The sequence below is a fragment of the Bacteroidota bacterium genome (assembly GCA_016715945.1).
In the GTDB taxonomy this organism is placed as follows: Bacteria; Bacteroidota; Bacteroidia; order Bacteroidales; family F082; genus JALNZU01.
The window spans coordinates 131,433-155,180 of record JADJXJ010000001.1 but is presented as its reverse complement, the minus strand read 5'-3'; the positions used below and the strand labels follow the sequence as shown (position 1 = coordinate 155,180).

Here is a 23,748-nt window from a genome sequence, read left to right as displayed (position 1 = left end):
ACGGATCAAATGGAAAACCAGGGAGACGATATAGCCAGAATCAGGCAGATACTTTTCGGACACAATGTGTCGGAGATTGAGAAACGGATCGGGCTCACCGAACAGCAGCTTCAATCGCAGCTTGATGAGCTGGGCCATCGGCTGACGCGACTTGCTGACGCATTGACAGTTGTTCAGCAGCAGCTGGATGACCTGCGCAGTCAGCTGGCCGACACTGGCCGCCTGATTCAACAGCATGAACAAAACCTGTCGGACCGGATAGCTTCGGGCCGGCAGCATCTGGAAGATGAACTGGCCCAGCTGCGTAAGTCGTTGAGCGACACAGCCGACAACCTGCGGGCATCGCAGGCTGCCGCCACCGACCATCACAATGCGGCACTGATTCAACTCAGGGAACAGATGACAGAAAAGCTCAGGCTGATGCAAACCGCCAAAGTGGACAGATCAGCTCTGGCATTGTTGCTCAACGAATTGGCCTATCAACTGAGTGGCAGTTCCGACAATCTCCCGAACAAAATTGAGCCTGATCATGAGTGAGAAGCAGGATAAAAGTTTCGACCAGCTGTTGAATCAGGCACAGCTCAACGAGCTGAGAAACCTGCTGGTCGGCCTCTCGAACGAGGAACTTAAACGTCTGCAAACGCTTTTGCGCGATCCGCACGAATTTGCCGGCGAGATCAGTCCGCTTCTTCCCACGGCAATCCGAAAGATGGTGGAGCGTGGTCAGATAGGTATAGAAACTATTTTGCCTGTTATCGAAGAAGCGCTTCACGATGGCATCAGAAAAAATCCCAAACGCCTTGCCGATATCCTTTTTCCTGTCATGGGACCGGCCATCAGAAAAGCCGTTTCGGAGGATATTAAAAGACTGATTCAAACTGCCAATGCTGGTCTTGAGCAGGGATTCTCGCCCAAACGGCTCGCCTGGCGGCTGCAGGCGCTGTTTTCCGGCCGGTCGTACACCGAAATCCTCCTGGCCAAAACATATATCTTCCATGTAAGCCACGTTTTGCTCATACACCGTCAGACCGGCCTGCTGCTGCATCAGGAAAAAGCCGAAGAAGCCGTTGATCTGGAGGCAGATATGATTTCGGCCATGCTGACTGCCATCCGCGATTTTGTGTCGGATTCCTTTCAGAAAATCGAAAGCGCTTCGCTGGATCAGGTGCAGGTGGGCAATTTGACCATCCTCATTGAGCAAGGTCCATTTGCCATCGTGGCAGCTGTGATACAAGGCATTCCACCGGCCGATTACCGGGTTTCGCTCATGGAAGCCATTGAAGCCGTGCACTTTAACCATGCAGTAGATTTGGACAAGTTCGATGGTGACACATCCATCTTTGCGAACTCGGGCAAATTTCTGCAAAGCTGCCTGGTAAGCTACCGCAAGCAAAGCCAAGGCAGCAAACCTTGGCCGTTAATCATCTTAGCATTAATGCTTTTAATGCTGGCGGGCTGGTTTATTTATCAACGCATAACATTCAGGCAGAGCGTTGAACGTTTTGTTGATGCACTCGACGCACAACCCGGTTACCATATCTCGGATATGGCCAGAAATGGCTCAGGCTATCTGGTTCGGGGATTCAAAGACTTCGAAGCCCCCGATTTCCGGCAGTTGGATGCCTGGAAGAATGCAGATACTGCCAGAATCAGTATCCAGCTCGACGAAATCATCTCTGTGGAACCAGCCATGGTGCTGCTTCGTGCCGAAAAACGACTCCAACCCGATAAAAATATTTCCCTGAGTTATGCCGACGGCAAGCTTTACGTTTCGGGACGGGCCAATAAAGCATGGGTGGACGAAAAGCTGAGAAAATGGGAAAGCATACCAGGAGTAAACGCTCTGGACACCAGCGGATTGGTATTAGACTCGCCACCCGACCTGGGTTGGATTATTCCGGCAATTGAAAAACACCAGTTTACATTCGATGTGAACATCACCCGCCTTGACAGTTTGCAGCAACAGCAATTCGATTCGTTAATACAAGCTGCTGTCAGGCTTATTGACTACAATGCCCTATACGGCCGGAAAATGGCTATATTTGTGCAGGTTTACACCAACCGAAGTGGAAATATTGAAGCCAATGTGCGAAAGGCCACCGAAAGGGTTCAGGCTTTTATAGAAAAACTTAAGGAAGCAGGTCTGCCGGACGAGCTGCTCGAAGGCAGGGTGCTTTTCATCGAAGAATCGAATACACGCAATCAGGTGCGAACGGTAACATTTAGTGTGTTTGACAGTAATCAGATAATATGATCAAGAAAAAAGTGGTAATGCTGGGCGCTTTTGCTGTCGGAAAGACAAGCCTGGTTCAGCGGTTCGTACACAGCATTTTCAGCGAAAAATACCTGACCACCATAGGCGTAAAGATCGATCAGAAAACAGTCCATTTGAATGGCCAGGACATCACACTTATGCTGTGGGACCTGTATGGAGAAGATGACTTCATGAAAGTCAAGTCGAGCTATCTCATGGGCGCTTCGGGCTATTTTCTTGTGGCCGACGGCACCCGGGCTGAAACGCTTGATGTGGCTGAGAACCTCCATAAAATGGCATCCGGCAGCACCAACGGCGCACCATTCATTCTTCTGGTCAACAAAAACGACCTTAAAGAAATGTGGGAAGTGCCCGAACTGCGCCTTGACGAATTGCGTGCAAAGGGATGGACCGTGATCACTACAAGCGCCAAAAACAACCACAATGTGGATGAAGCTTTTTACCTGCTCACCGAAAGGATGGTAGCCACACAATCCAAGCCTCAACCATGACAAGTCCGAAAAATGAAGGTTTACTGGGCGGTTTGACCCGGGAAGTCATCGAATACATCCTAAACAAAATACCGCCCTACATCGGTCTGTTTATCATCCGAACCAACAGCGATGGGGTAGTAAAAACCCACCTTGGGCCCTGGGAGAGATACCTCGATCGAAAGCCAGTGATTGGGGTAGCGCTTGATGAAAGTGTGCCCATGCTTTTTGGCATTGTGCCGCCGCTTGTGAACCCCATGATCATCCCACATTTAAATGTAGGTCAACAACGTTATGCCGATATACACGTTTACGCCGACGAGCAAGACGATATCTGGATTTTTTTCATCGACCAGACCAGGCAGGTCGAAATCATTCATCCCTTCGTGCAGCTTTTCAATCAGGAGCGCCTCGAACAACGCACTGGCACGAAAAAGCATGAAGTCAAAGACACACTGGCTGCGCTTTACCTACTCGATTTTCTGGGTTTTGAACGTAAGGGAGATACTTACCGGCAAATAGGCAAGGCGCCATTGTGGTTCAACCAACTGCAGATCGATTTCAAACCAAAAGGTCCGGTATTTCCCCTCAAAGAAATATTCCCTTATCTCGAAGTATTTGAAATAGAGGCAGCCACAATCTGGCAATCTGATGAAGAAAATAAGCTTGTGAGCGACATATGGCAGGAACTGAACCAACAAGGTGAAATGGTTTACCTGCAAGCCCTGGCACTGCGCTACGACCAACGCAACTACCTGCTCATCAAACCATTAGATAGACATACTGACCTGAGCGACAGTTTTTTGCAAAAGGCAAGGGAACAAAAGCTGACACTCGACCAGCTTGCCAGCACCGAAAGGAGACTTAAGGAGCTGCTTGGTTTTAAGGACCAGTTTGTTTCGATCATATCTCACGACCTGCGTTCGCCCATTGGTGCTGTAATCGGCCTGATCGACCTGTTGCTCACGGACCCCCTGGTTCTGCAAAAGCTCGAAAGCGACCAGCTCGAGCTTATACAGGACATCAAAAACGAAATGTTCAGGCTGCTGGACTACAACGATAAACTTTATCAATGGTCGAACCTCGAGCTTGGTAATTTCAAAGTGCGTGCAAAGAGTTTTCCGGTCAGAAACTTAGCAGTTTATGTGGAAAAAATGCAAAAAACCAAGTTCGAACAAAAACAAATCACCTTTGAGACACACATTGAACCCGGCTTAAACATCAGCGCCGATGAAACACTCATGGGACAGGCGCTCAACAACCTTGCAGGCAACAGTGTAAAATTCACACCCCCCGGAGGAAAAATAAGCATTCACGCCAGGCGCGAGGCAGATCATATCCTCATTGAGGTTTCCGACACAGGTGTTGGCATGGACAAGGAAACTGCTTCAAGACTCTTTGATAGTTTTACCCGGAAATCGACCATGGGCACCTACGGTGAACGAGGAACGGGTCTGGGACTCGGTATTGTCAAGAAAATCCTGGATGCCCATAATTATACCATTGCAGTAAACTCGGAGGTGGGCAAAGGCAGCACTTTTGCCATCCGAATCCCCTGCTGAGGGCAACCATCTCCCGAATAACGACCCGGAAACGTTTGTGTAAACAACAGTGCCGGGAAATAAATTTCCGCAATTTTCCGCAAATGTGGTTTTGTTCATCATTGCGTCAATTTTACCCTCATCACACAAGTTTAACAATTGATTATCAATTTGTTAACATTTTGATGTAGAAATTTTGATGTAGTAAATCACATCACCGGGTGTAGCAGTGATGTAAGCATTTGCTTGCGCTCCCCTTTGTTTTGTTGGTAACATTGCTCTGCCATTTGCAACCGTTTTCGGTGCAGCAAAAGAAATTCACTAACGAAACCAAAAACCAACATGAAACAAACTTTAATCAGTGCGATGATGGTTTTGCTCTCGGCAAGCCTGTGGGCACAGACCCTCACGGGCGTTGTTCGCGACAAAACTACCGGAGAGGAGCTGCCAGGGGCCAGCATCTACGTGCAGGGTACCACGCTTGGTACTGTTTCGGATATGAACGGAAACTATAAGATCGAAGTTTCCCCGGGAACAATTACAGTGGTGGCGAGTTTTGTAGGTTACAAAAATGCCATGCAGCGGGTAACGATCAGCAAGGGCCAAAGCCTGACACTCAACTGGCAGCTTGAGCCTGAATCGCTTATGCTCGACGAGCTAGTGGTCATTGGTTATGGTGTCCAGCAGAAGAGCGTAGTAACTGGTGCTATTTCGGGTGTACGGGCCAAGGATATTCAGAACATGCCCGTTACAAGGCTGGAGCAGGCCTTGCAGGGCCGCACCTCGGGGCTGACCATTGCAGCCGCTTCGGGTCAGCCAGGTTCGGGAGCTACCGTGAGGGTGCGCGGGACAACCACAATCAATAACAGCGATCCATTATATATTGTAGATGGGGTACCTGTTGATGTCGGCGGAATTGATTATCTGAATGCGGCCGATATCGAGTCGATCGAGGTGTTGAAAGATGCCGCCTCCGCAGCCATCTACGGAGCAAGGGCAGCCAACGGAGTTATTATCGTTACCACACGCAAAGGCAGTCCCGGCGACATGAAGATTGACTACCACGCTTATGTGGGCTCACAGGCGCCGGCAAAGAAACTTGACCTGCTTAATGCCACCGATTATGCCAAGCTGCGCAACGAATCGCTGCGCAATGCCGGCCTGCCTGAAATTTTCCCCGACCCGGAAAGCCTGGGTGAAGGAACCGACTGGCAATCTGTTATTTTCAACAACAACGCCATCATTCAAAACCATGAACTGAGCATCAGCGGAGGCAACGATCGCTCAACATATTACTTTTCGTTTGGCTACCTTGATCAGGAGGGTATTGTAGCCACCGACATCTCGCATTACAAGCGACTGAACCTCAGGCTTAACGCCACCAACAAAGTAAACAACTGGTTGCGCTTTGGCAACAACTTTGGTTATTCACACATTAAGAGCAAAGGCTCGCTGAATACCAACAGCGAGTTTGGCGGTCCCCTGGGTTCGGCCATCAACCTGGATCCGGTGACACCGGTCATCATCACCGACCCGGCTATCATTAACGCCCCACCATACAGCAACCAGCCCGTGGTGCGCGATGCCAACGGATTCCCTTACGGCATTTCGCAACATGTGGGCCAGGAGCTCACCAACCCTATAGCTTACATTGCTACCCGACTCGGCAACTATGGCTGGTCGGACAATTTTGTGGGCAACCTTTATGCCGAGATTGAACCTGCCAAATACTTCAGGTTCCGTTCCGATCTTGGAACCAAGCTGGCTTTCTGGGGCGATGAAGCATTTACTCCCGTGCATTATCTGAATGCCGCCACCATAGTCACGAATAACTCCTACTACAGGGCGCGCAACATGGGTTTCACCTGGAATTTTGAAAACACACTGACCTATGCCCGCAAAATAGGCCTGCATGATTTCAGCGCCTTGGTGGGTACGTCAGCTTATGTTTCCAACTCCTCGGGAGTAAACGCTACTTATAAAGACCTGCCTGTCAATACGTTTGATGAAGCTTCCATGAACTATGGCGTGGCCGATGCCAACAAAATCGGTGGCGGCTGGGAAAGCCCGGACCATCGCATTGCATCGCTTTTTGCACGTGGTACTTATAATTACGACGGAAAATACCTCTTCACAGGTATCATACGCCGCGATGGTTCTTCCCGCTTCGGCACCAACAATAAATTCGGCTACTTCCCATCCGCATCGCTTGGCTGGAACGTGACCAGCGAACCTTTCTGGCCCAAAAACAATATCGTCAACTACCTCAAGATCAGGGGTTCATATGGTGTTACGGGTAACGACCAGATTGGTGATTTCCAATATCTTTCGACGGTTGGAAGCGGACGCAACTATGTTTTCAGCTACGACAACCTCATCATTGGCTATAGCCCCAATGCGCCCTCCAATCCCGACCTGAAATGGGAACAAACCAGCCAGGCCAATATCGGATTTGAAGCCACCCTCATGGACGACTTCCGATTGGTGTTCGACCTTTACGACAAACGCACCACGGGCATGTTGCAGCCCATCATCCTGCCGGCTTATGTGGGTGCCAACGGCTCGCCAACAGGCAACGTTGCTTCGATGACCAACAAAGGTTTTGAGCTGGAGCTCAGCTATTTCAAAAAGATCTCCGACCTGAACCTGGAGCTGCGGGGCAATACCTCCTATCTGAAAAACGAAATCACTGACCTGGGCACGGTGGAATTCCGCACCGGCGCCAACTTCCACAACAGCACCTACGAAATCTCCCGCCTCATGGTAGGCTATCCCGTGGGCGCATTCTACGGATTCGAGGTGCTTGGCGTCTTCCAGTCGCTGGGTGAAATTCAGAAATACAAGAATCCTGACGGCACGCTCATTCAGCCCAATGCCAGACCGGGCGACTTCAAATATGCCGACCTGAACAAGGACGGTAAAATTGATGCTGCCGACCGAAAAGTTATCGGCGACCCCACACCCACCTGGTCGTTTGGTTTCACAATCAATGCCTCCTACAAACAGTTTGATTTTGTGTTGTTCGGCCAGGGTGTAGCCGGCAACCAGATTTTCAATGGTTTAAGGCGCCTCGACGTACCAGGTGCCAACTGGACTTCGGATGCCCTGAACCGCTGGACAGGCGTAGGCACCTCGAACACCTATCCCCGTCTGGTGCTTGGCGACCCGAACAAAAACTTCGCCAACCCGAGCACGTTCCACCTCAGCAACGGATCGTACGTCCGTCTGAAAACCTTGCAGATTGGCTACACCATCCCGCGCGAACTCAGCCGCAAAGCCGGCATCCAGCGCATGAGGGTTTATGTAGGCTCGAACAACCTGCTCACCTTTACCAAATACACCGGATTCGACCCCGAAATCGGTGGATGGAGCTACAGTATCGACAGAGGCTATTACCCCCAGGCCAGGTCGTTTATGGCAGGAGTTAATGTAACACTTTAAATATCAGGTGACTATGAAAAGAATAATATATTTCTCAGCAATTTTGATGGTGATGCTGGCCGGTTGCAGCAAGGACTGGCTGGAAGTAAAACCCAAGGGCACCACACTCGAGGCCAATTTTTATCGCAACGCCGACGAGGCTTTTGCCGGTCTGGTGGCTGTGTACGACCCGCTCGGATGGGATGTGGTGAAGGATTATTCCTCAAAGGTTGGATATCTGAATACCGCCTCTGACGATTGCTGGGCAGGCGGCGGCAACTTTGCCGACCGCGCAACCTGGGAAGCCTGGAACACTTACACCCTCGACCCTGCACTGGGGCCGCAAGACGACTTTTGGGGACGCAACTATGCCGGAGTAGCCCGGGCCAACGTCCTGCTCTCGAAGATTGACAACGTGCCCATGAACGAAAACCTGAAAAAACGTTTCAAAGCCGAAGCCAAGTTTTTGCGTGCCTATTATTATTTTGACCTCATCCGCCTTTTCAGGAACATCCCGCTCATCCTTGAGCCTCTTTCCCCTGCCGAATTTTACAACGTTACCCAGGCGCCCCGTGAACAAGTGTGGGCACAGATCGAACGCGACCTTAACGACGCCATTCCGGATCTGCCGCTCAATGTACCCGATCCCGAACGCGGCCGCGTTACCAAAGGTGCCGGGATGGCCTTGCTGGGCAAAGTGATCCTGTTTCAGAACAACGAAAGCAGGATGCTCGAAGCAGCTAACCTCTTTGAGCAGGTTGACCTCTCCGGACAGTATGAGTTGCTGCCAAACTTTGGCGACATCTTCCGTCCCGACAACAAATTCAATAAGGAATCGATCTTCGAGATCTCGCACAGCAATGCTGCCGTGGGTTATTGGGGTCCCTGGCCGCCCGCCGGCGAAGGACACATTTTTACTCAGATGTGCGGTCCGCGCGGATATGTCGGGCCAGTGTATGACGCAGGCTGGGGATTCAATCCCATCCGGCCGGAACTGGTTGACAAACTCAAGAACACCAACCGATACAAAGCCACGGTCGCCAATATCGACAGCCTCGAAAAAGCCGGTGTGGCCACTTACGAAAAAGGCTATCAGAATACAGGCTATTTCTGCCAAAAATTCATCCCGATGAAAGCTTTCCGGTCAACAGGCAATGGCGACCCGGTGCTTATGTGGCCTTATAACTACATCGAAATCAGGCTGGCCGACGTTTTACTAATGGCCGCCGAAGCCTATCTGCGTGGTGGCAATACAGCAAAAGCCCAGATCTATCTCGACCGCGTACGCGCAAGGGTAGGCCTGCCACCCGTGCCAGCAACCATGGATAATATTATGGAAGAAAGGCGGATGGAGCTGGCAACCGAAGGACATCGCTGGTTCGACCTCGTGCGTACCGGCCGGGCTGCCCAGGCACTGGCTTTCAAGGGCTTTGTGGCCCCAAAACACGAGTTCCTCCCCATCCCGCTCACCGAAATCAACAACACCAAACTTGTTCAGGACCCTAACTACTAATACCTTTTCATAGCTTTATTTTTTGCGGTTAGTGAGTAGAGCGCGCCGCTGATGACCCCGGCGGCCGCTCTTTTTAAAAAACACACAAAATGCGATTACCACTTACACTTGCCTTTCTCCTGCTATCGGTTGTCGTTACGAGCTGTCAGAATGCCGACAGCTCCAAATACCAGATTATCCTACCCGGACCTCCGCAAGACCTGGGTTGGGAGTTTGAGACCGAGCCCGCATGGAGCGACGAATTCGACTATACCGGCCTGCCTGACCCATCGAAATGGGATTACGACCTGGGTGGGCACGGATGGGGCAATAACGAGCTTCAGTTTTACACCAACCGCATCGAAAACGCCACAGTGTCCGACGGAACACTGAAAATCAAGGCACTCAAGGAAAGTTTTGAAGGAAAAGAATACACCTCGGCCAGACTGGTTTCGCGCAGCAAAGGCGATTTTTTGTACGGACGCATCGAAGTCAGCGCCAAACTTCCCTCAGGACGAGGCACCTGGCCGGCCATCTGGATGCTGCCCACCGACTGGGAATATGGCGGATGGCCCAAATCGGGCGAGATCGACATTATGGAGCATGTGGGTCACGATCCGGATGTGGTGCACATCAGCACCCATACCGAGGCCTATTATTGGGTGCTGGGCAACAACAAAACTGCCACCATGAGGGTGGAAAACGCCCGAACCACATTCAATACCTACCGCATCGACTGGACACCTTATGCCATCCGGGGCTACATCAACGGCCGGCACATTTTTACACACGTAAACGAAGGCACAGGATACCAAACCTGGCCGTTCGACAAGCGTTTCCACCTGATATTCAACATCGCTATTGGTGGCAACTGGGGCGGACAGCAAGGTGTTGACCCCAATATTTTCCCGGCTGTCATGGAAATCGACTGGGTGCGCTATTACCGGATGATACCTAAAAACCAATGAAAAACAACGTATTAAAACTTTTTCTCATATTATCTCTTTTTGCTTGCAGCAAAGACGAAGGGGAGCTGCCTGTATTAAACTTCCCGGATGTTGTGGAGGTGAGCGAAGACGCAGGCAAAGCTGAGGTAACCATCACCCTCGACAGCAAAAGCAAAAAAGAAATCACACTCAGATACAACACCATCGACGGAACCGCTGTGGCAGGCGCCGATTACGACTCGATAGGCACGACCACAGTGGTATTCAAACCTGGGGAAACCTCCAAGGTAATCACAGTGAATATCATTGATGATCAGGAGTACGAGGCAGACGAATACTTCTTTCTGGCTGCTGCCGGGCTGCGAAATGCCAGGCTCGGAAACGACCGTACACGCATTACCATTAAAAACGATGATATCTTTATTCCTTTGATGCAAGTGCCTGAGCGACTGTTCTTTGAAGAAGGAACGGCTGTAAGCGTAACCGCACGGATTCCCATACGTCTTTCCGGTCCGGCTCAGGAACCTGTATCGTTCAAATGGAGCACAGTACAATGGACGGCCAGAGCCAGCGAAGATTTTATTCCGGTTTACAATCAGCAGGTAACTTTTTCGCCGGGCGAAATTGAGAAGATACTGGAAGTTCAGCTGGTGAAGGATGATGTCTTCGAAATGGACGATCAGTTTACAGTCGAGCTTACAGACGTTTTAAATGCCACGGTCCCAAACACTTCAACAAAAGTTGTCATTCTGAACGACGACACTTACACACCCGATATGGCCCCCGACGGCCCGGTCACACCTATGTCGTATCCTCAGATGTACCTGAGCTGGAGCGACGAATTCGATGGCTCCGCTATCAATCAGGACAACTGGAGCTACAATACCGGCGGTGGCGGATGGGGGAACAACGAACTGCAGATCTATACCAATTCCTCACAAAACTCCAATGTGCAGGATGGCAAACTTCACATCACCGCCACCAAGTTGTACAGCACCTATTACTCCGCCCGCCTGATCACTCAGGGAAAACGCGAATTCCGCTACGGACGCATCGACATCAGGGCAAAAATGCCTATCGGACAAGGCATCTGGCCGGCGCTCTGGATGTTGGGGGCAAACATCAACACGGTGGGATGGCCGCGCTGTGGCGAGATCGACATCATGGAATACCTTGGGCACGAGCCCAAACGTGTTCATGGTTCCATACACTACTTCGACGCCGGACATAAATCGCGCACAAAGAGCTATTTGCTTTCAACAAACGAAAACTTCAACGATAAGTTTCACGTATTCAGCATCGTATGGCAGGAAAACGCCATCCGATGGTATGTGGATTATCAGTTATATCACGAAATCAAAGACACCGACATCCGTTTCGAATCCTTCCGCCTGCCTCACTTTTTCATTTTCAATGTAGCTGTTGGGGGCAACTGGCCTGGCAATCCGGATGCCACAACCGTTTTCCCTCAAACCATGATTGTGGATTATGTAAGGGTATTTCAGGTACAAATTGAGAAATAACACCAGTAAACAAAAAGATATGAATTTGAGAATTAAAACTTTATTTTGGAACGTTGCAGCTTTTCTGGTAGTTGCCTGCAGTGCTCCAGAACAACAGCATCCATCGAAGCACACAATCCCAGAAATTGAAGACAAGGTCAAAAAACTGGTCAGCTCAATGACATTGGAAGAAAAAGTTGGTCAGATGACTCAAATCACGCTTGATGTGTTGCTCAAAAGCGACCCAAAAGGGGGTAGCCAGGAGCCACCGGTATTGGATTCGCAACAAATGAATCTTGCCTTCAGGCAGTATTTTGTCGGTTCGGTGCTCAACACATCCAACAACAGGGCACGCACACCGGCCTGGTGGAACAACATGGTAAAAGACCTGCAGGATTTTGCCATGAAAAACAACCGTTTTGGCATTCCGATCATCTATGGGGTGGATATGATTCATGGCGCATCCTATGTGGATGGTGCAACACTTTTTCCGCAGCAGATAGGTATGGCCGCCACGTGGAATCCGGAAATTGTCCATCAGGGAGCCGAAGTAACTGCTTATGAGAGCCGGGCCTCAGCCATTGGCTGGACTTTCAGCCCGGTGCTCGATCTGGGTGTGGATCCCCGCTGGCCACGCCAATGGGAAACCTTTGGCGAAGATCCTTACCTCGCCTCGGTGATGGGAACCAGCCTCATCCGCGGATTGCAGGGCGAAGACAACCATATTGCCAGCCCCAACAGGATGGCAGCCTGTCTGAAACATTACATGGGTTATTCGCATACCCTGAGCGGCAAAGACCGCACGCCCGCCTGGATACCCGAAAACAAACTGCGCGAATATCACCTGCCTGCCTTCAAAGCCGGAGTAGATGCGGGTGCACTTACTGTGATGGTCAACTCGGGCGAAATAAACGGTGTGCCCGTACATGTCAACAAATACCTGCTCACGGACATACTTAAGGAAGAGCTTGGCTTCGAAGGGTTTGTGCTTACAGACTGGAGCGATATCGAATACCTGCATACCCGCCACAAAGTGGCAGCAAGCCACAAAGAAGCTGTGAAACTGGCCATCAATGCCGGCATCGACATGTCGATGGTGCCTTACAATTTCCGCTTCGCCGACCACCTTATTGAATTGGTCAATGAAGGCGAGGTTCCCATGAGTCGCATCGACGATGCAGTGACGCGTATCCTGAGGGTAAAATACCTGCTTGGCCTTTTTGACAAACCTTATACCATACTTGATGAGTATCCCGACTTTGGCAGTTTGGCATTCGAAAACCTGGCCCTGCGAACAGCACAGGAATCGATAACCTTGCTTAAAAACGAACAAATCCTGCCTTTGCCGAAGAACTTCAGGATATTGGTGGCAGGTCCGGCAGCCAACAGCATGCGGCCGCTCAACGGCGGCTGGAGCTACAGCTGGCAGGGCGAGCTGGCCGATGAATTTGCTTCTGGTTATAAAACAATCTTTGAAGCCTTGCGCGAGCTTGCCACCAGTCCGAACAATGTAGAACTGTACGAAGGCGTGCGATACAAAATGGATGGCAAATACGATGAGGAAATCGTGGACGACCTGAATGTGTTCCGCAGAAAAGCTGCCCAGGCCGATGCCATTGTGCTTTGCCTGGGTGAAAACTCCTACACCGAAAAGCCTGGCGACCTTGAGGATTTGTATCTATCCGATAACCAGCAGGAACTTGCGCGCCTGGCAGCCGCAAGCCGCAAACCGGTCATCCTTGTGATGGTGCAGGGCCGCCCGAGGGTAATCTCAAAAATTGAACCACTGGCCAAGACTGTGCTTAATGCCTACCTCCCCGGCAATTTCGGAGGCCAGGCCATCGCGCAGATCCTGTTTGGCGAAGTGAACCCTTCCGGAAAACTGCCCTATACCTACCCGCGCTTCCCCAACAGCCTCGAACCCTACTACATCAAGCACGCCGAACAACTCGAGATCGCAGGTTCACCCACCGGAACCCAGTACAACCCACAATACCATTTTGGTTACGGACTGAGCTACAGCAATTTTACCTACAGCGATCTGCGGCTGGATAAGAATTCATATGCCCCTGACGACCTGATCAGGGCCACTGTTCGGGTGACCAACAATTCGGCCATACCGGGAAAAGAAGTAGTACAGGTTTTTGTATCGGACCACTATGCCAGCCTGACACCCTCAGTAAAACGGCTCCGGGCTTTCGAAAAGATCAGTTTGTCGCCGGGCGAATCGAAAGAGGTACAATTTGAAATCCCTGTTAAAAATCTGGCCTTTGTGGGGCCCGACAACCTCTGGACCCTGGAAAAAGGCACTTTCAGCCTGATGTGTGGCCCGTTGAGCTCTGATTTTGAACTCAATGCGGACAAAAAATTTTCTAACCGAATTATACACTAAATCAATGAAAACCAATCACAAATCAATTACTCATTTATTAACCCAAAAATTTCAGCCATGAAAAAAAACCTGAGATTCTCTTTGTTGCTGCTATTTGTGGCAACGCTCATTCCGTTCACTTCCTGCAAGAAGGAAGACCCGGAACCAGAATTGATTCCGAGCTTCACCTTCCAGGTGGATGCGCAAAACTGGAAGAAAGTAAAGTTTACCAACGAGTCGCAGAACTATTCGGCACTTGAGTGGAACTTTGGCGACGGCAGCCCGGTTTCGACAGAGACCGACCCTGAACACATCTACGAAAATGCCGGTCAATACACAGTGACCCTCAAAGCCACCTCGCTCAAAGGCACATACACCGACGTATTTTCGCAGGTGGTTACCATCAGCGACCCCAATGTGCTCCTTACCCGCCTTGCTGGCGAAGGTACTGATGGTAAAAAGTGGAAACTGATCCGCGATGTGAGTACAGGACGCTATCCGCTGGAAGTTGGACCTGAAAGCAGAACAGAGATATGGTGGGCTATGGGTCGCAACAACGACGAACTGGCCAACAGGCCTTGTATGCTCAACGACGAGTGGACTTTCCATCGCGACGGCCGCATGATTTTCGATGCCAAAGGCGATGTTTGGGCTGAAGGCAACATCTTTGAACCCGGCTGGACCTGTGTATCGGAAAACAACATGGTAAGCACCACCGGCCAGAGCCTGGCAGCATGGGGAAGCGGCAACCACACCTTTGAGATCATCCAGGGCGAACAGCCTAAAGTTAAGGTCAATGGCCTTGGAGCTTACATCGGCTTCTACAAATTGGGCAACAACGTTGAGGTGAACACCCCTCAGCAAACAGTTACCTACAACATCGTTAAGTTGCACGACGGACAGGTGGACACCCTCATCGTGGAAGGCATCTACCGCTGGAATCCGGCCGAACCAGGCGGGTACTGGCGTTTTGTGCTCGTACACTACGACAACCCCAACGAAGAACCGCCCATCCCCGGCAACATGCCTAACCCCTCGTTCTCATTCACACAAGACGGCCTGACATTGGTGTTCAACAACACCTCCACCTATGCCAACAGCTATCTGTGGGACTTTGGCGACGGTAACACTTCAACCGCCGAAAACCCAACCCATACTTATGCCAGCGAAGGCTTGTACACCATCAAGCTGACCGCCACCAATGCCATGGGCACACGCTCGACCGAGCTGGATGCAGTGGTGTCGGTAACACCCCTCACTGCCGAGTTGCTGGTTGGTGCACCCTGGAGGGTACGTGTAGCTGAACGTTCGGTTTATGTTGGCCCAGGACTCGGAGACCCGTCGTGGTGGTCGCTGCCCAAGTCGTTCCTCGATGGAACTGGCACTGGGGGCGACGACTGGTCGTGCATGCCTGATGACGAATTCACCTTCCATGCCGATGGTAAATTCACATACGACACCAAGGGATCGGCCCGCAACGACGGATACTTCGGTTCGCCCAACGGTTGCATCTCGGATGCCCAGATTGCTGCCAGCGGAAATGGTGCAGCCTTCGGTAGTGCCCTTGGCGAAAATGCACACACCTTTGCGTTTACCCCCGCAACGGCCGACAGCCGCGCGATCATCACCCTCACCAATGGCCCCAACCGTGCCGCATTCATCGGATTCTACAAAGGCTACTACGGAGGCGAAAATACCAATGGCGCCAACCCACCAAATGGCGGAAATCCCACTAACCGCTACGAGGTAATTGGCTTTGCCAACGGAGCCACAAAACAATACCTCATCGTATCGGTTGACATCACAGGCGACCACAGCGGAACAGCCGCGTGGACCATGGTGCTCGAACGTTGACATTCGCTTGCACATACAAACCAGGCAGGAGGGGCATCGTCCCCTCCTGTTTTATCACACAAATCACCAAAACCACCAAATAACATCAAGTTTATATGCGTAAGATATTTGCTGTCGGTATTTTGCTGATCTTTAACTTTCTGGTCCATGCACAAGAAATTACGGTAAGAGGAACGGTGAAAGACGCGCAGGCCAACCCGCTGCCCGGTGTCACCATCCTGGTCGATGGCACGGCCCGGGGCACCATTACCGGTGTTGACGGGCAATATGAGATTGTTGTTTCGAATACAGCCCGCCTCAGGTTCAGCTATATAGGATATGTGGAACAAGTAATTGCTGTGAACGGACGCAACCGTATTGATGTGACCCTCCTGGAAGACATCGCCCAGCTTAGCGAAGTGGTTGTGATTGGCTACGGCACCCAGAAAAAGAAAGACCTCACCACAGCTGTAGCAGTGGTGGATGACAAGGAAATGCGAAACCGTCCGCTGGTTTCGGCAGCTGAAGCCCTGCAGGGAAAAGCCGCAGGTGTGCAGGTGTTTCAACCTTCGGGCAAGCCCGGTTCCGGCTTGGCTGTGAGGGTGCGCGGAGCCACATCGGTACTGGCAGGCAACGAACCTTTGTATGTGGTTGACGGGGTGCCAACCACAGATATCCGACACATCAACCCCGGCGACATCCAGAGCATGAGCGTGCTCAAAGATGCTTCGTCAGCAGCCATTTACGGGGCACGTGCTGCCAATGGCGTGGTGATTATTACAACAAAGCGCGGACAGGCAGGCGAAAGCACCATCCGCTACAACACCTATCTCGGCTGGTCCAATCTGCGCAAGGGCATTGATGTCTTGGGCACAAAAGCCTACCGCGAACTGATGAACGAGATAATGCCGGGCAGCATCGACCCGACACAAACAAAATTTACCGACTGGCCGGGCTTAGTCTTTGGCACCGGAACCACCCAGACACATCAGCTGTCGTACACCGGAGGCACCGAAAAATCATCCCAGTTCGTCTCGGCTACCTGGCTCTCCGATCAGGGAATGGTCAAACCGGCACGCTTCGACCGTTTTACCGTGCGCACCAACCTCGACAACGAGCTCAAACCCTGGCTCAAAGCCAACACCAGCATCAATGTGATGCACCTCAACACCAAGGATACCCCCGATAACCTGAGCTCCGGACGCGGAGGCGTCATCATGAGCGCACTCAACACCCCGCCATTCCTGTCGATTTACAAAAACGACGGCAGCGGGTGGTACGACCCCAATCCATTCCAGCCATCATGGGAACACCCGATTGCTTACATGGAAGGCCCCGATCAGCAGACAATAGATAATCAGATATTCGGAAATTTCAGCCTGACTGCCAATCCACTCAAGGAACTGACCCTGACCACTAAGTTCGGGGCCGACCTGCTCACCCACCAGTGGGATTATTACCTCGACCCCGTGCGCACCAATTTTGGAAGACAAAACAACGGCATCGGTCAGTCCGACAAAACCACACACAGCACCTTGCTCTGGGAGAATACCATTGGTTTCGCCCGGGCATTCGGAAAACACAACCTTAACGCACTGGCAGGCAATAGCATACAAAGATACAAAGGCAACAATTCGTTCATCTACGGCACCGATTTTCCGGAAGATGTCAATGTCCGCACCCTCAATGCCGCAAACAACATCACGGCAAGCACCAATATCCAGGAGTGGGCTTTGGCTTCATTTTTCGGCCGTGCTGCATGGGATTGGTCGGGCAAATACTACCTGACCATGAGCCTGAGGCGCGACGGATCGTCGAAACTGGCCCACCACTGGGGTACTATGCCCTCGTTTTCGGCCGGTTGGCGCATCTCATCAGAAAAGTTTATGCAGGGAGTTACCCTGATCGACGACCTGAAACTTCGAGGTGGATGGGGAAAGAACGGCAACCAGGAAGGCATCCCCAATTATGCCCGCTACGGCTTGATCAACTACTACCGTCGTACGCCTACCAACCCATTGTCCGGACCATCTGCAGTTCAGGTTACGTATGGCAACCCTGACCTGCGCTGGGAAACAACCACCCAGTCGAATATCGGGATCGACCTTGCCATGTTCAACTACAGGCTCAACTTTACTGCAGATGCCTACATCAAGCGCACCGACGATGTGCTGCTCAATGTGCAGCTGAGCAGTTCGCTGCCCATCACCACAATTCAAACCAATGCCGGCAGCATCGAAAACCGCGGTATCGAGTTCAACCTCAACACAGTAAACCTGGATAAAAAAATCCGCTGGACTTCCGATTTCAATATCTCCTTCAACAAAAACGAGGTAAAAAAACTTGAATACACCGACATCTACTATTTCGGGCGCATCTACTCCAACAACCAGGATGTGGCCATTGTAAAAGTCGGCCTGCCCCTCGGGTCGTTCTTTGGTTATGTGGCTGACGGGGTGGATCCGGCCACAGGCAACCTGAAATATAAAGACCTGAACAACAATGGCATATTCGATACCGGCGACCGTACCGTCATCGGCAATGCAAATCCGGATTTTGTTTTCGGATTTACCAACAACCTGAGCTACAAACGTTTCGACCTGAACATCTTCATTCAGGGCAGCTATGGCAACGACATCTACAACGCAACCCGCATCGACCTCGAAGGCATGTTCGACAGCAAAAATCAGAGCACTGCCGTGCTGCGAAGATGGCGCAAACCCGGTGATGTCACCGACATCCCACGGGCAGGAAACATCAACAATGTGCGCAACTCGACACGATTTGTGGAAGACGGCTCTTTTGTCAGGCTGAAATCGCTCACCCTGTCGTACAACCTGCTGACTGCCGCCGACAAGTTCAAAGGCATCAGAAGCCTGCAATTGTTCGCCACCGGGCGCAATCTGATTACGCTGACCAAATACAGCGGTTTTGACCCCGAAGTGAATGCCTATGGCAACAGCGCTGTGGAGATGGGAATCGATTACGGCACCTATCCGCAATCGCGCTCAATTGTGATCGGCCTTAACCTTGAACTTTAAACACTTGCAGCCATGAAAAGAATCCTCAACATCATATTGACCACAGGTATAATCTACGCCCTGAGCGCCTGCAACGATTTTCTCGACCTGCAACCGGTGTCGCAGAGCATAGCAGTTTCGAACACTTCGGCTGATTCCATTCTTTACAAAACACCTGCCGAAGTGGAAGCCGCACTGGCAGGGGTGTATGATGATTTCCGGAACGAGTATTTCTCGCTCGACTATTATGTGAATGGCGATGCCCAGAGCGACGATGCCTATGCGGGCGCCGACAACCCTATGAACTTTCAGATCGACGAATTCAGCATTGATGCCACCAACACCAATGTCAGCCGCGACTGGGCCTATTTGTACGGCACCATAGGCAAGGCCAATTCGGTGTACAACAATGTGGACAAGGTACCAGGACTGTCGGATGCCCGGAAGATCGAGATCAAGGCCGAAGCAGCCTGGATCAGGGCATTTATGTACTTCCAGGCCGTGCAGCTGTGGGGCGATGTGCCTTTGCAGCTCAAAGAAGTGACCACCGTAAGTGTTGACCTGCTGCCCGAGATCTATCCCATCATGTTTCCGGCCCGCGCACCTAAAGACTCTGTCTTTGCACAGATTATCAGAGACTTCGAGCTGGCACGCAACCATGCCCGCATCACCGCCCCGCACAAGGGATATGCCACACGTGGCGCAGCCAATGCCATGCTCGCCAAAGTGTATGCCACCATCCAACCCCCGCAATGGGACAAGGTGCTGCAATACTGCGATGCCGTGATTGCCGGAGGCTACAGCCTGTTGCCGGATTATGAAATGCTCTGGAACAACCAGCACGAGAACTCGGCCGAATCGATCTTCGAAATCAATTACGAAGGCACCCCTTCGAGTGGCAACTGGGGCACAACGATGTTCCGTGGCCTCGACTGGAAAAAATTCAATACCCCATCGAACGACCTGGTTGCCGCCTTCGATGCCGAAAACGACATGATCCGCAAAAATGCCAGCATCATCTTTCTCGATGTCAGCGGCCGCTGGAGCGACCCTTACTGGCCACAGACCAACTTCCCCTTTGTGAACAAATGGAGAAACTTTACCATGCCCAGCCCGCAGAATTTCATCCTCCTGCGTCTGGCCGACATTTTGCTGCTCAAGGCCGAAGCGCTCAACGCCCAGGGTGATGTGCAGGGCGCAGCCGCACTCGTAAACCAGATCAGGGCCAGAGTAAACCTGCCTCCGACCACAGCCAGCAACCAGGCCGAAATGAGACTGGCCATCGAAAAGGAACGCCGGCTAGAACTTGCTTTCGAAGGACACCGCTGGTACGACCTTAAACGCACCGGAAGGGCCATCGAAGTGATGAACAATGTGAAAGGCCCGAACAACACGCCGCTCAACTACAATGTGACCCCCAACAAACTGCTCTGGCCCATCCCGCAACGCGAAATTGACAACAACACCAAGCTTACCCAGAACCCGGGATATTAAACACACCTGCCTCCGGTGGTCCCGACTGCCGGAGGCCATTTTTGTTCATTATTTTATGAAAATGACTGAAAAATCGCGCCTGATGTCTGTTAGCTTGATTATCATGCTTTTGCTGGCTTCATTTTTACCCCCGGCCTGCAATAAAACAAATCCACCCGACGATCCCGAACCCCCGGGTCCGGATGGCCCCACCGCTCAGGTATGGCTCACCCGTGGAGATCAGCTTAAACTCCTCAGCAAGGAAGCCGGATTGCCCATCATCGGCCAGCACGATGGCATGTGGCCGCTGATCACAGTGGACACAAGCATTCAAATGCAAACCATTGATGGTTACGGGGCTGCAATGACTGGCTCGTCGGCCTACCTGATCAACAGGGTGCTCAATGCCACTGAAAGCCAGAGCCTGCTGGAAAAACTCTTTGACCCGGAAAAAGGCATCGGCATCAGCTTTGTACGCCTGACCATGGGCGCCAGCGACTTCTCGCTCTCCGACTATACCTACAACGACCTGCCTGCCGGACATACCGACTTCCAGTTGCAAAACTTCAGCCTGAGCAAAGACACTTTGGATGTGATCCCCGTGATGCAAAAGGTGAAAACCATCGCGCCCGACCTGTTCATCATGGGTTCGCCATGGAGTGCCCCGGCCTGGATGAAAACCAATGGCAGCCTCAAAGGCGGCAAACTTCGCTCCGATTGCTATTCGGTGTATGCGGATTATTTTGTGCGTTACGTGCAGGCAATGCAGGCTAAAGGCATCAGCATCAGCCATGTAACTCCACAAAACGAGCCACTTTATTTCACTGCAGCCTATCCCTGCATGGAAATGCAATCGGGCGAACAGCTCGTCTTTATCCGCGACCACCTCGGACCAAAATTTGCACAGGCCGGGTTGAGTACCAAAATCATCAATTACGACCACAACTGGGATAATACGACTTACTCCATTCAAATTCTCAACGACCCCCAGGCCAAGGCCTTCACTGCCGGAAGCGCTTTCCATGGTTATGGTGGTCAGGTCTCGGCCATGTCGGCGGTGCATAATGCCCACCCCGACAGGGAGTTACACTTCACAGAAATATCAGGTGGTGCATGGGCCCCTGATTTCTCGGACAACCTGATGTGGTATATGCGCAACATTTTCATAGGCACTGCCCTCAACTGGTCGCGATCGGCATTGATGTGGAACCTGGCATTGGACGAATACCACGGCCCGCGAAATAACGGCTGTCCGAACTGCCGCGGCGTGGTCACCATCAACCAATCCACCCGACAAATTACCTTCAACGAAGAATACTACGCCATCGGACACTTCTCGAAATTTGTCCGCCCGGGTGCGGTAAGGGTGTCCGCCCTCTGGGCACAATCGCTCACCAATATCGAAGCAGTGGCATTCGTAAATACCGACGGATCAAAAGCCCTGGTGATCAGCAACTACGACAATAATTTCAAGACCTTCACCGTGCGGCAGGGCAATAAGTTCTTCAGCTGCTCAATCCCATCAAAGTCAGTGGCAACGCTTGTCTGGAACTAAAGAAGACTGGCTTACGATTGAATACAAATTTCAGTAGTTATTTACGTTGATATTGCACATCAACAGTTTTCTTCTATAAAGCCCATCGTTGCTACAAATTTGGTCAGTCTAACCGGGACTTCTGCAAGCCTATAGTATGGCAAATCAATATCAGTACTTTACGAATGTAGTTGTGTAAACATGCTTCGCAGTGCTCAGACAAAGTTTGTAAACACCAGCTTTAAGAAAACCGACAGCAACCGCATCAGGTACTTCATTCGCAATTTCCTTCAGGCATCTGCCTTGTGCATCGAAAATTGTCAATCGATCAGGCAGTTCGTTTTCGGGCAATGATAAATGCAACAAATCATGAACCGGATTGGGGTGAACTTCAAATAATGGTTTCGTTGCAGTCTGGTCCAGTCCGGTTGGGATGAAACTGCTCAGCGTGTTCGAGGCCACCGAGAACTTAAAGTAGAGTGGAATATTTGCCCCGGACTGTAATATTCCGCCAATGAGCAGAATAGTGTCGTTGGCATTTTTGGTGCTGCTTGGAATATAAGTTGCTGTGAAATCTGCCATACCCTCGGGCATTGTGACGGGAAGCTGCATCCAGTTGAAGCTGTTGGTGTTTAACCGGAATATCTTGTTCGAAAACAGCTGGGTATTATTGCTGTAATTATAGCTATACCCGCCAAACACGTAATAATAAGTGCCAGCGGGGTCCTGAGTGCCTGCCATTCCGTAAAGCTCATCAATAGTTCCGGTAGCGGGCACCATTTCCCATCCTGATTGTACGCTGTACTTCCAGATGTTCTGCGAGTAGCTGGGCTGATTTCCAGGTGTATTCGGATCCCAATCATGCCACATTCCTCCAAAAATATGGGCATTGCCATTTTTCTGAAAACCACCGCTTCCCATTAACGGTTCCGGCAAAGCCGGAAGCGAACTAAAACCAGAGGCGGGATTATTCAAATTCAAGGAATAGAAGCCAGCTGAGGATTGATTTGCTCCCGTACGCCCTCCGATCAGGTAAACTGAGGAGCTGCCGGCTGGTAACACTGTTGCCTGACGTGACAAACAAGGACCAGTGTTTGAAACCAGCTCCCAGCACCTTGTACTGAGATTGAACCTCCATGTATCTGATATACAGTTACTTGTAGCATTAACTCCTCCTGAAATATAAAGAAATCCATTATGCAGCCATGATGTGTGGTTTGCCCTGGCTGGAGGCTTTAATGGGCATCCTGGGTTTGGCTCAATTCGGCTAAACTGACCATATTGATTACAAACCCATATCTCATTACTATATTCCAGCATACCATTCAAATAACCCCCAAATAAATATGTTTTTGACTCCGAAGCTGAATAATACGCCGAATGACCTGATAATGAGGGAGGAATATCCTGCGATGTAACCGTCGGAATGGAAATAACCATCGACATGCAAAGTAGAAGAACAGATCTTGTTTTCATTGGTTTGCGGTTTTGTTGATATTTGCTGTGGTCTTTATGACTTTTCAAGGCAAAACTCATCTACCCAAACAACCCGATGCCAAAACATCTAAAAATGCAAACATCAATCCGATAACTCCAAACCAATTTTTAAACAATGTTCTGGTATCCGATAAAAACTATGTTTACTTAAACTGCTGATTATGAATTAAAAGAACAATACAATCGAACAATTATCCCCTCGAAACACAAATTTACCATACCATCGTGCGAAAATCAACATTGGCGTAAAGGAAAGTTCAAAGCTTTTGTAATTTGGAATCATTCTAAATAAAAACAAACCATTCAAAGCTCGAAAAGAGGAGAAATCAATCAGACTTGATGAACCGGATCTAAATTCATTTATAACAAACCT

The 23,748-nt window shown here is 50.8% G+C and carries 14 protein-coding genes; 13 read left to right on the top strand and 1 reads right to left on the bottom strand.

Annotation, left to right across the window (positions count from 1 at the left end; translation table 11 throughout):
* Positions 1-9 precede the first annotated feature (9 nt).
* The 13 genes from IPM52_00560 to IPM52_00500 all read left to right on the top strand — a co-directional run bounded on the left by IPM52_00560 (position 10) and on the right by IPM52_00500 (position 21,899).
* Entirely contained in the window at positions 10-537 is a 528-nt protein-coding gene (locus tag IPM52_00560) for a hypothetical protein (protein ID MBK9290118.1), read from the top strand.
* Positions 530-2,254 carry a hypothetical protein gene (locus IPM52_00555; GenBank protein ID MBK9290117.1) on the top strand — a complete coding sequence of 575 codons (1,725 nt, stop codon included), beginning with the start codon at positions 530-532 and terminating at the stop codon, positions 2,252-2,254. Before IPM52_00560 ends, IPM52_00555 begins: the two co-directional genes overlap by 8 nt.
* Positions 2,251-2,766 carry a GTP-binding protein gene (locus tag IPM52_00550; GenBank protein MBK9290116.1) on the top strand — a complete coding sequence of 172 codons (516 nt, stop codon included), beginning with the start codon at positions 2,251-2,253 and terminating at the stop codon, positions 2,764-2,766. Before IPM52_00555 ends, IPM52_00550 begins: the two co-directional genes overlap by 4 nt.
* Positions 2,763-4,307, top strand: coding sequence for a hypothetical protein (locus tag IPM52_00545; protein MBK9290115.1), 1,545 nt, complete (start codon positions 2,763-2,765; stop codon positions 4,305-4,307). Before IPM52_00550 ends, IPM52_00545 begins: the two co-directional genes overlap by 4 nt.
* Before the next feature lie 321 nt (positions 4,308-4,628).
* Complete coding sequence (locus IPM52_00540; protein ID MBK9290114.1) at positions 4,629-7,727, top strand: TonB-dependent receptor; 3,099 nt, start codon at positions 4,629-4,631, stop codon at positions 7,725-7,727.
* Positions 7,728-7,740: 13 nt separating this feature from the next.
* Positions 7,741-9,219: a RagB/SusD family nutrient uptake outer membrane protein gene (locus tag IPM52_00535; protein MBK9290113.1), complete on the top strand. Its 1,479-nt coding sequence runs from the start codon at positions 7,741-7,743 to the stop codon at positions 9,217-9,219.
* 89 nt (positions 9,220-9,308) lie between these two features.
* Positions 9,309-10,166, top strand: coding sequence for a glycoside hydrolase family 16 protein (locus tag IPM52_00530; GenBank protein MBK9290112.1), 858 nt, complete (start codon positions 9,309-9,311; stop codon positions 10,164-10,166).
* On the top strand, positions 10,163-11,668 hold the full coding sequence (locus IPM52_00525; protein MBK9290111.1) for a family 16 glycosylhydrolase: 1,506 nt from the start codon (positions 10,163-10,165) through the stop codon (positions 11,666-11,668). The genes IPM52_00530 and IPM52_00525 overlap by 4 nt, the downstream gene beginning before the upstream one ends.
* A gap of 184 nt (positions 11,669-11,852) precedes the next feature.
* The gene (locus tag IPM52_00520; protein ID MBK9290110.1) at positions 11,853-14,039 is read left to right on the top strand and encodes a glycoside hydrolase family 3 C-terminal domain-containing protein; all 2,187 of its coding nucleotides are present in this window, start codon (positions 11,853-11,855) and stop codon (positions 14,037-14,039) included.
* 57 nt (positions 14,040-14,096) lie between these two features.
* The gene (locus IPM52_00515; GenBank protein MBK9290109.1) at positions 14,097-15,872 is read left to right on the top strand and encodes a PKD domain-containing protein; all 1,776 of its coding nucleotides are present in this window, start codon (positions 14,097-14,099) and stop codon (positions 15,870-15,872) included.
* Positions 15,873-15,967: 95 nt separating this feature from the next.
* Positions 15,968-18,892, top strand: a complete 2,925-nt coding sequence (locus IPM52_00510) for a TonB-dependent receptor (protein ID MBK9290108.1) — start codon at positions 15,968-15,970, stop codon at positions 18,890-18,892.
* Between the two features lie 12 nt (positions 18,893-18,904).
* The gene (locus tag IPM52_00505) at positions 18,905-20,365 is read left to right on the top strand and encodes a RagB/SusD family nutrient uptake outer membrane protein (protein ID MBK9290107.1); all 1,461 of its coding nucleotides are present in this window, start codon (positions 18,905-18,907) and stop codon (positions 20,363-20,365) included.
* 82 nt (positions 20,366-20,447) lie between these two features.
* On the top strand, positions 20,448-21,899 hold the full coding sequence (locus IPM52_00500; GenBank protein MBK9290106.1) for a glucan endo-1,6-beta-glucosidase: 1,452 nt from the start codon (positions 20,448-20,450) through the stop codon (positions 21,897-21,899).
* Between the two features lie 150 nt (positions 21,900-22,049).
* Here IPM52_00500 and IPM52_00495 read toward each other — a convergent pair whose 3' ends face one another.
* Positions 22,050-23,354 carry a T9SS type A sorting domain-containing protein gene (locus IPM52_00495; GenBank protein MBK9290105.1) on the bottom strand — a complete coding sequence of 435 codons (1,305 nt, stop codon included), beginning with the start codon at positions 23,352-23,354 and terminating at the stop codon, positions 22,050-22,052.
* Positions 23,355-23,748 lie beyond the last annotated feature (394 nt).

Coding starts and splice junctions, on each gene's coding strand:
- IPM52_00560 (MBK9290118.1), top strand. CDS start 10: ATGGAAAACCAGGGAGACGATATAGCCAGAATCAGGCAGATACTTTTC.
- IPM52_00520 (MBK9290110.1), top strand. CDS start 11,853: ATGACTCAAATCACGCTTGATGTGTTGCTCAAAAGCGACCCAAAAGGG.
- IPM52_00555 (MBK9290117.1), top strand. CDS start 530: ATGAGTGAGAAGCAGGATAAAAGTTTCGACCAGCTGTTGAATCAGGCA.
- IPM52_00510 (MBK9290108.1), top strand. CDS start 15,968: ATGCGTAAGATATTTGCTGTCGGTATTTTGCTGATCTTTAACTTTCTG.
- IPM52_00500 (MBK9290106.1), top strand. CDS start 20,448: ATGTCTGTTAGCTTGATTATCATGCTTTTGCTGGCTTCATTTTTACCC.
- IPM52_00525 (MBK9290111.1), top strand. CDS start 10,163: ATGAAAAACAACGTATTAAAACTTTTTCTCATATTATCTCTTTTTGCT.
- IPM52_00515 (MBK9290109.1), top strand. CDS start 14,097: ATGAAAAAAAACCTGAGATTCTCTTTGTTGCTGCTATTTGTGGCAACG.
- IPM52_00505 (MBK9290107.1), top strand. CDS start 18,905: ATGAAAAGAATCCTCAACATCATATTGACCACAGGTATAATCTACGCC.
- IPM52_00495 (MBK9290105.1), bottom strand. CDS start 23,354: ATGAAAACAAGATCTGTTCTTCTACTTTGCATGTCGATGGTTATTTCC.
- IPM52_00540 (MBK9290114.1), top strand. CDS start 4,629: ATGAAACAAACTTTAATCAGTGCGATGATGGTTTTGCTCTCGGCAAGC.
- IPM52_00545 (MBK9290115.1), top strand. CDS start 2,763: ATGACAAGTCCGAAAAATGAAGGTTTACTGGGCGGTTTGACCCGGGAA.
- IPM52_00550 (MBK9290116.1), top strand. CDS start 2,251: ATGATCAAGAAAAAAGTGGTAATGCTGGGCGCTTTTGCTGTCGGAAAG.
- IPM52_00535 (MBK9290113.1), top strand. CDS start 7,741: ATGAAAAGAATAATATATTTCTCAGCAATTTTGATGGTGATGCTGGCC.
- IPM52_00530 (MBK9290112.1), top strand. CDS start 9,309: ATGCGATTACCACTTACACTTGCCTTTCTCCTGCTATCGGTTGTCGTT.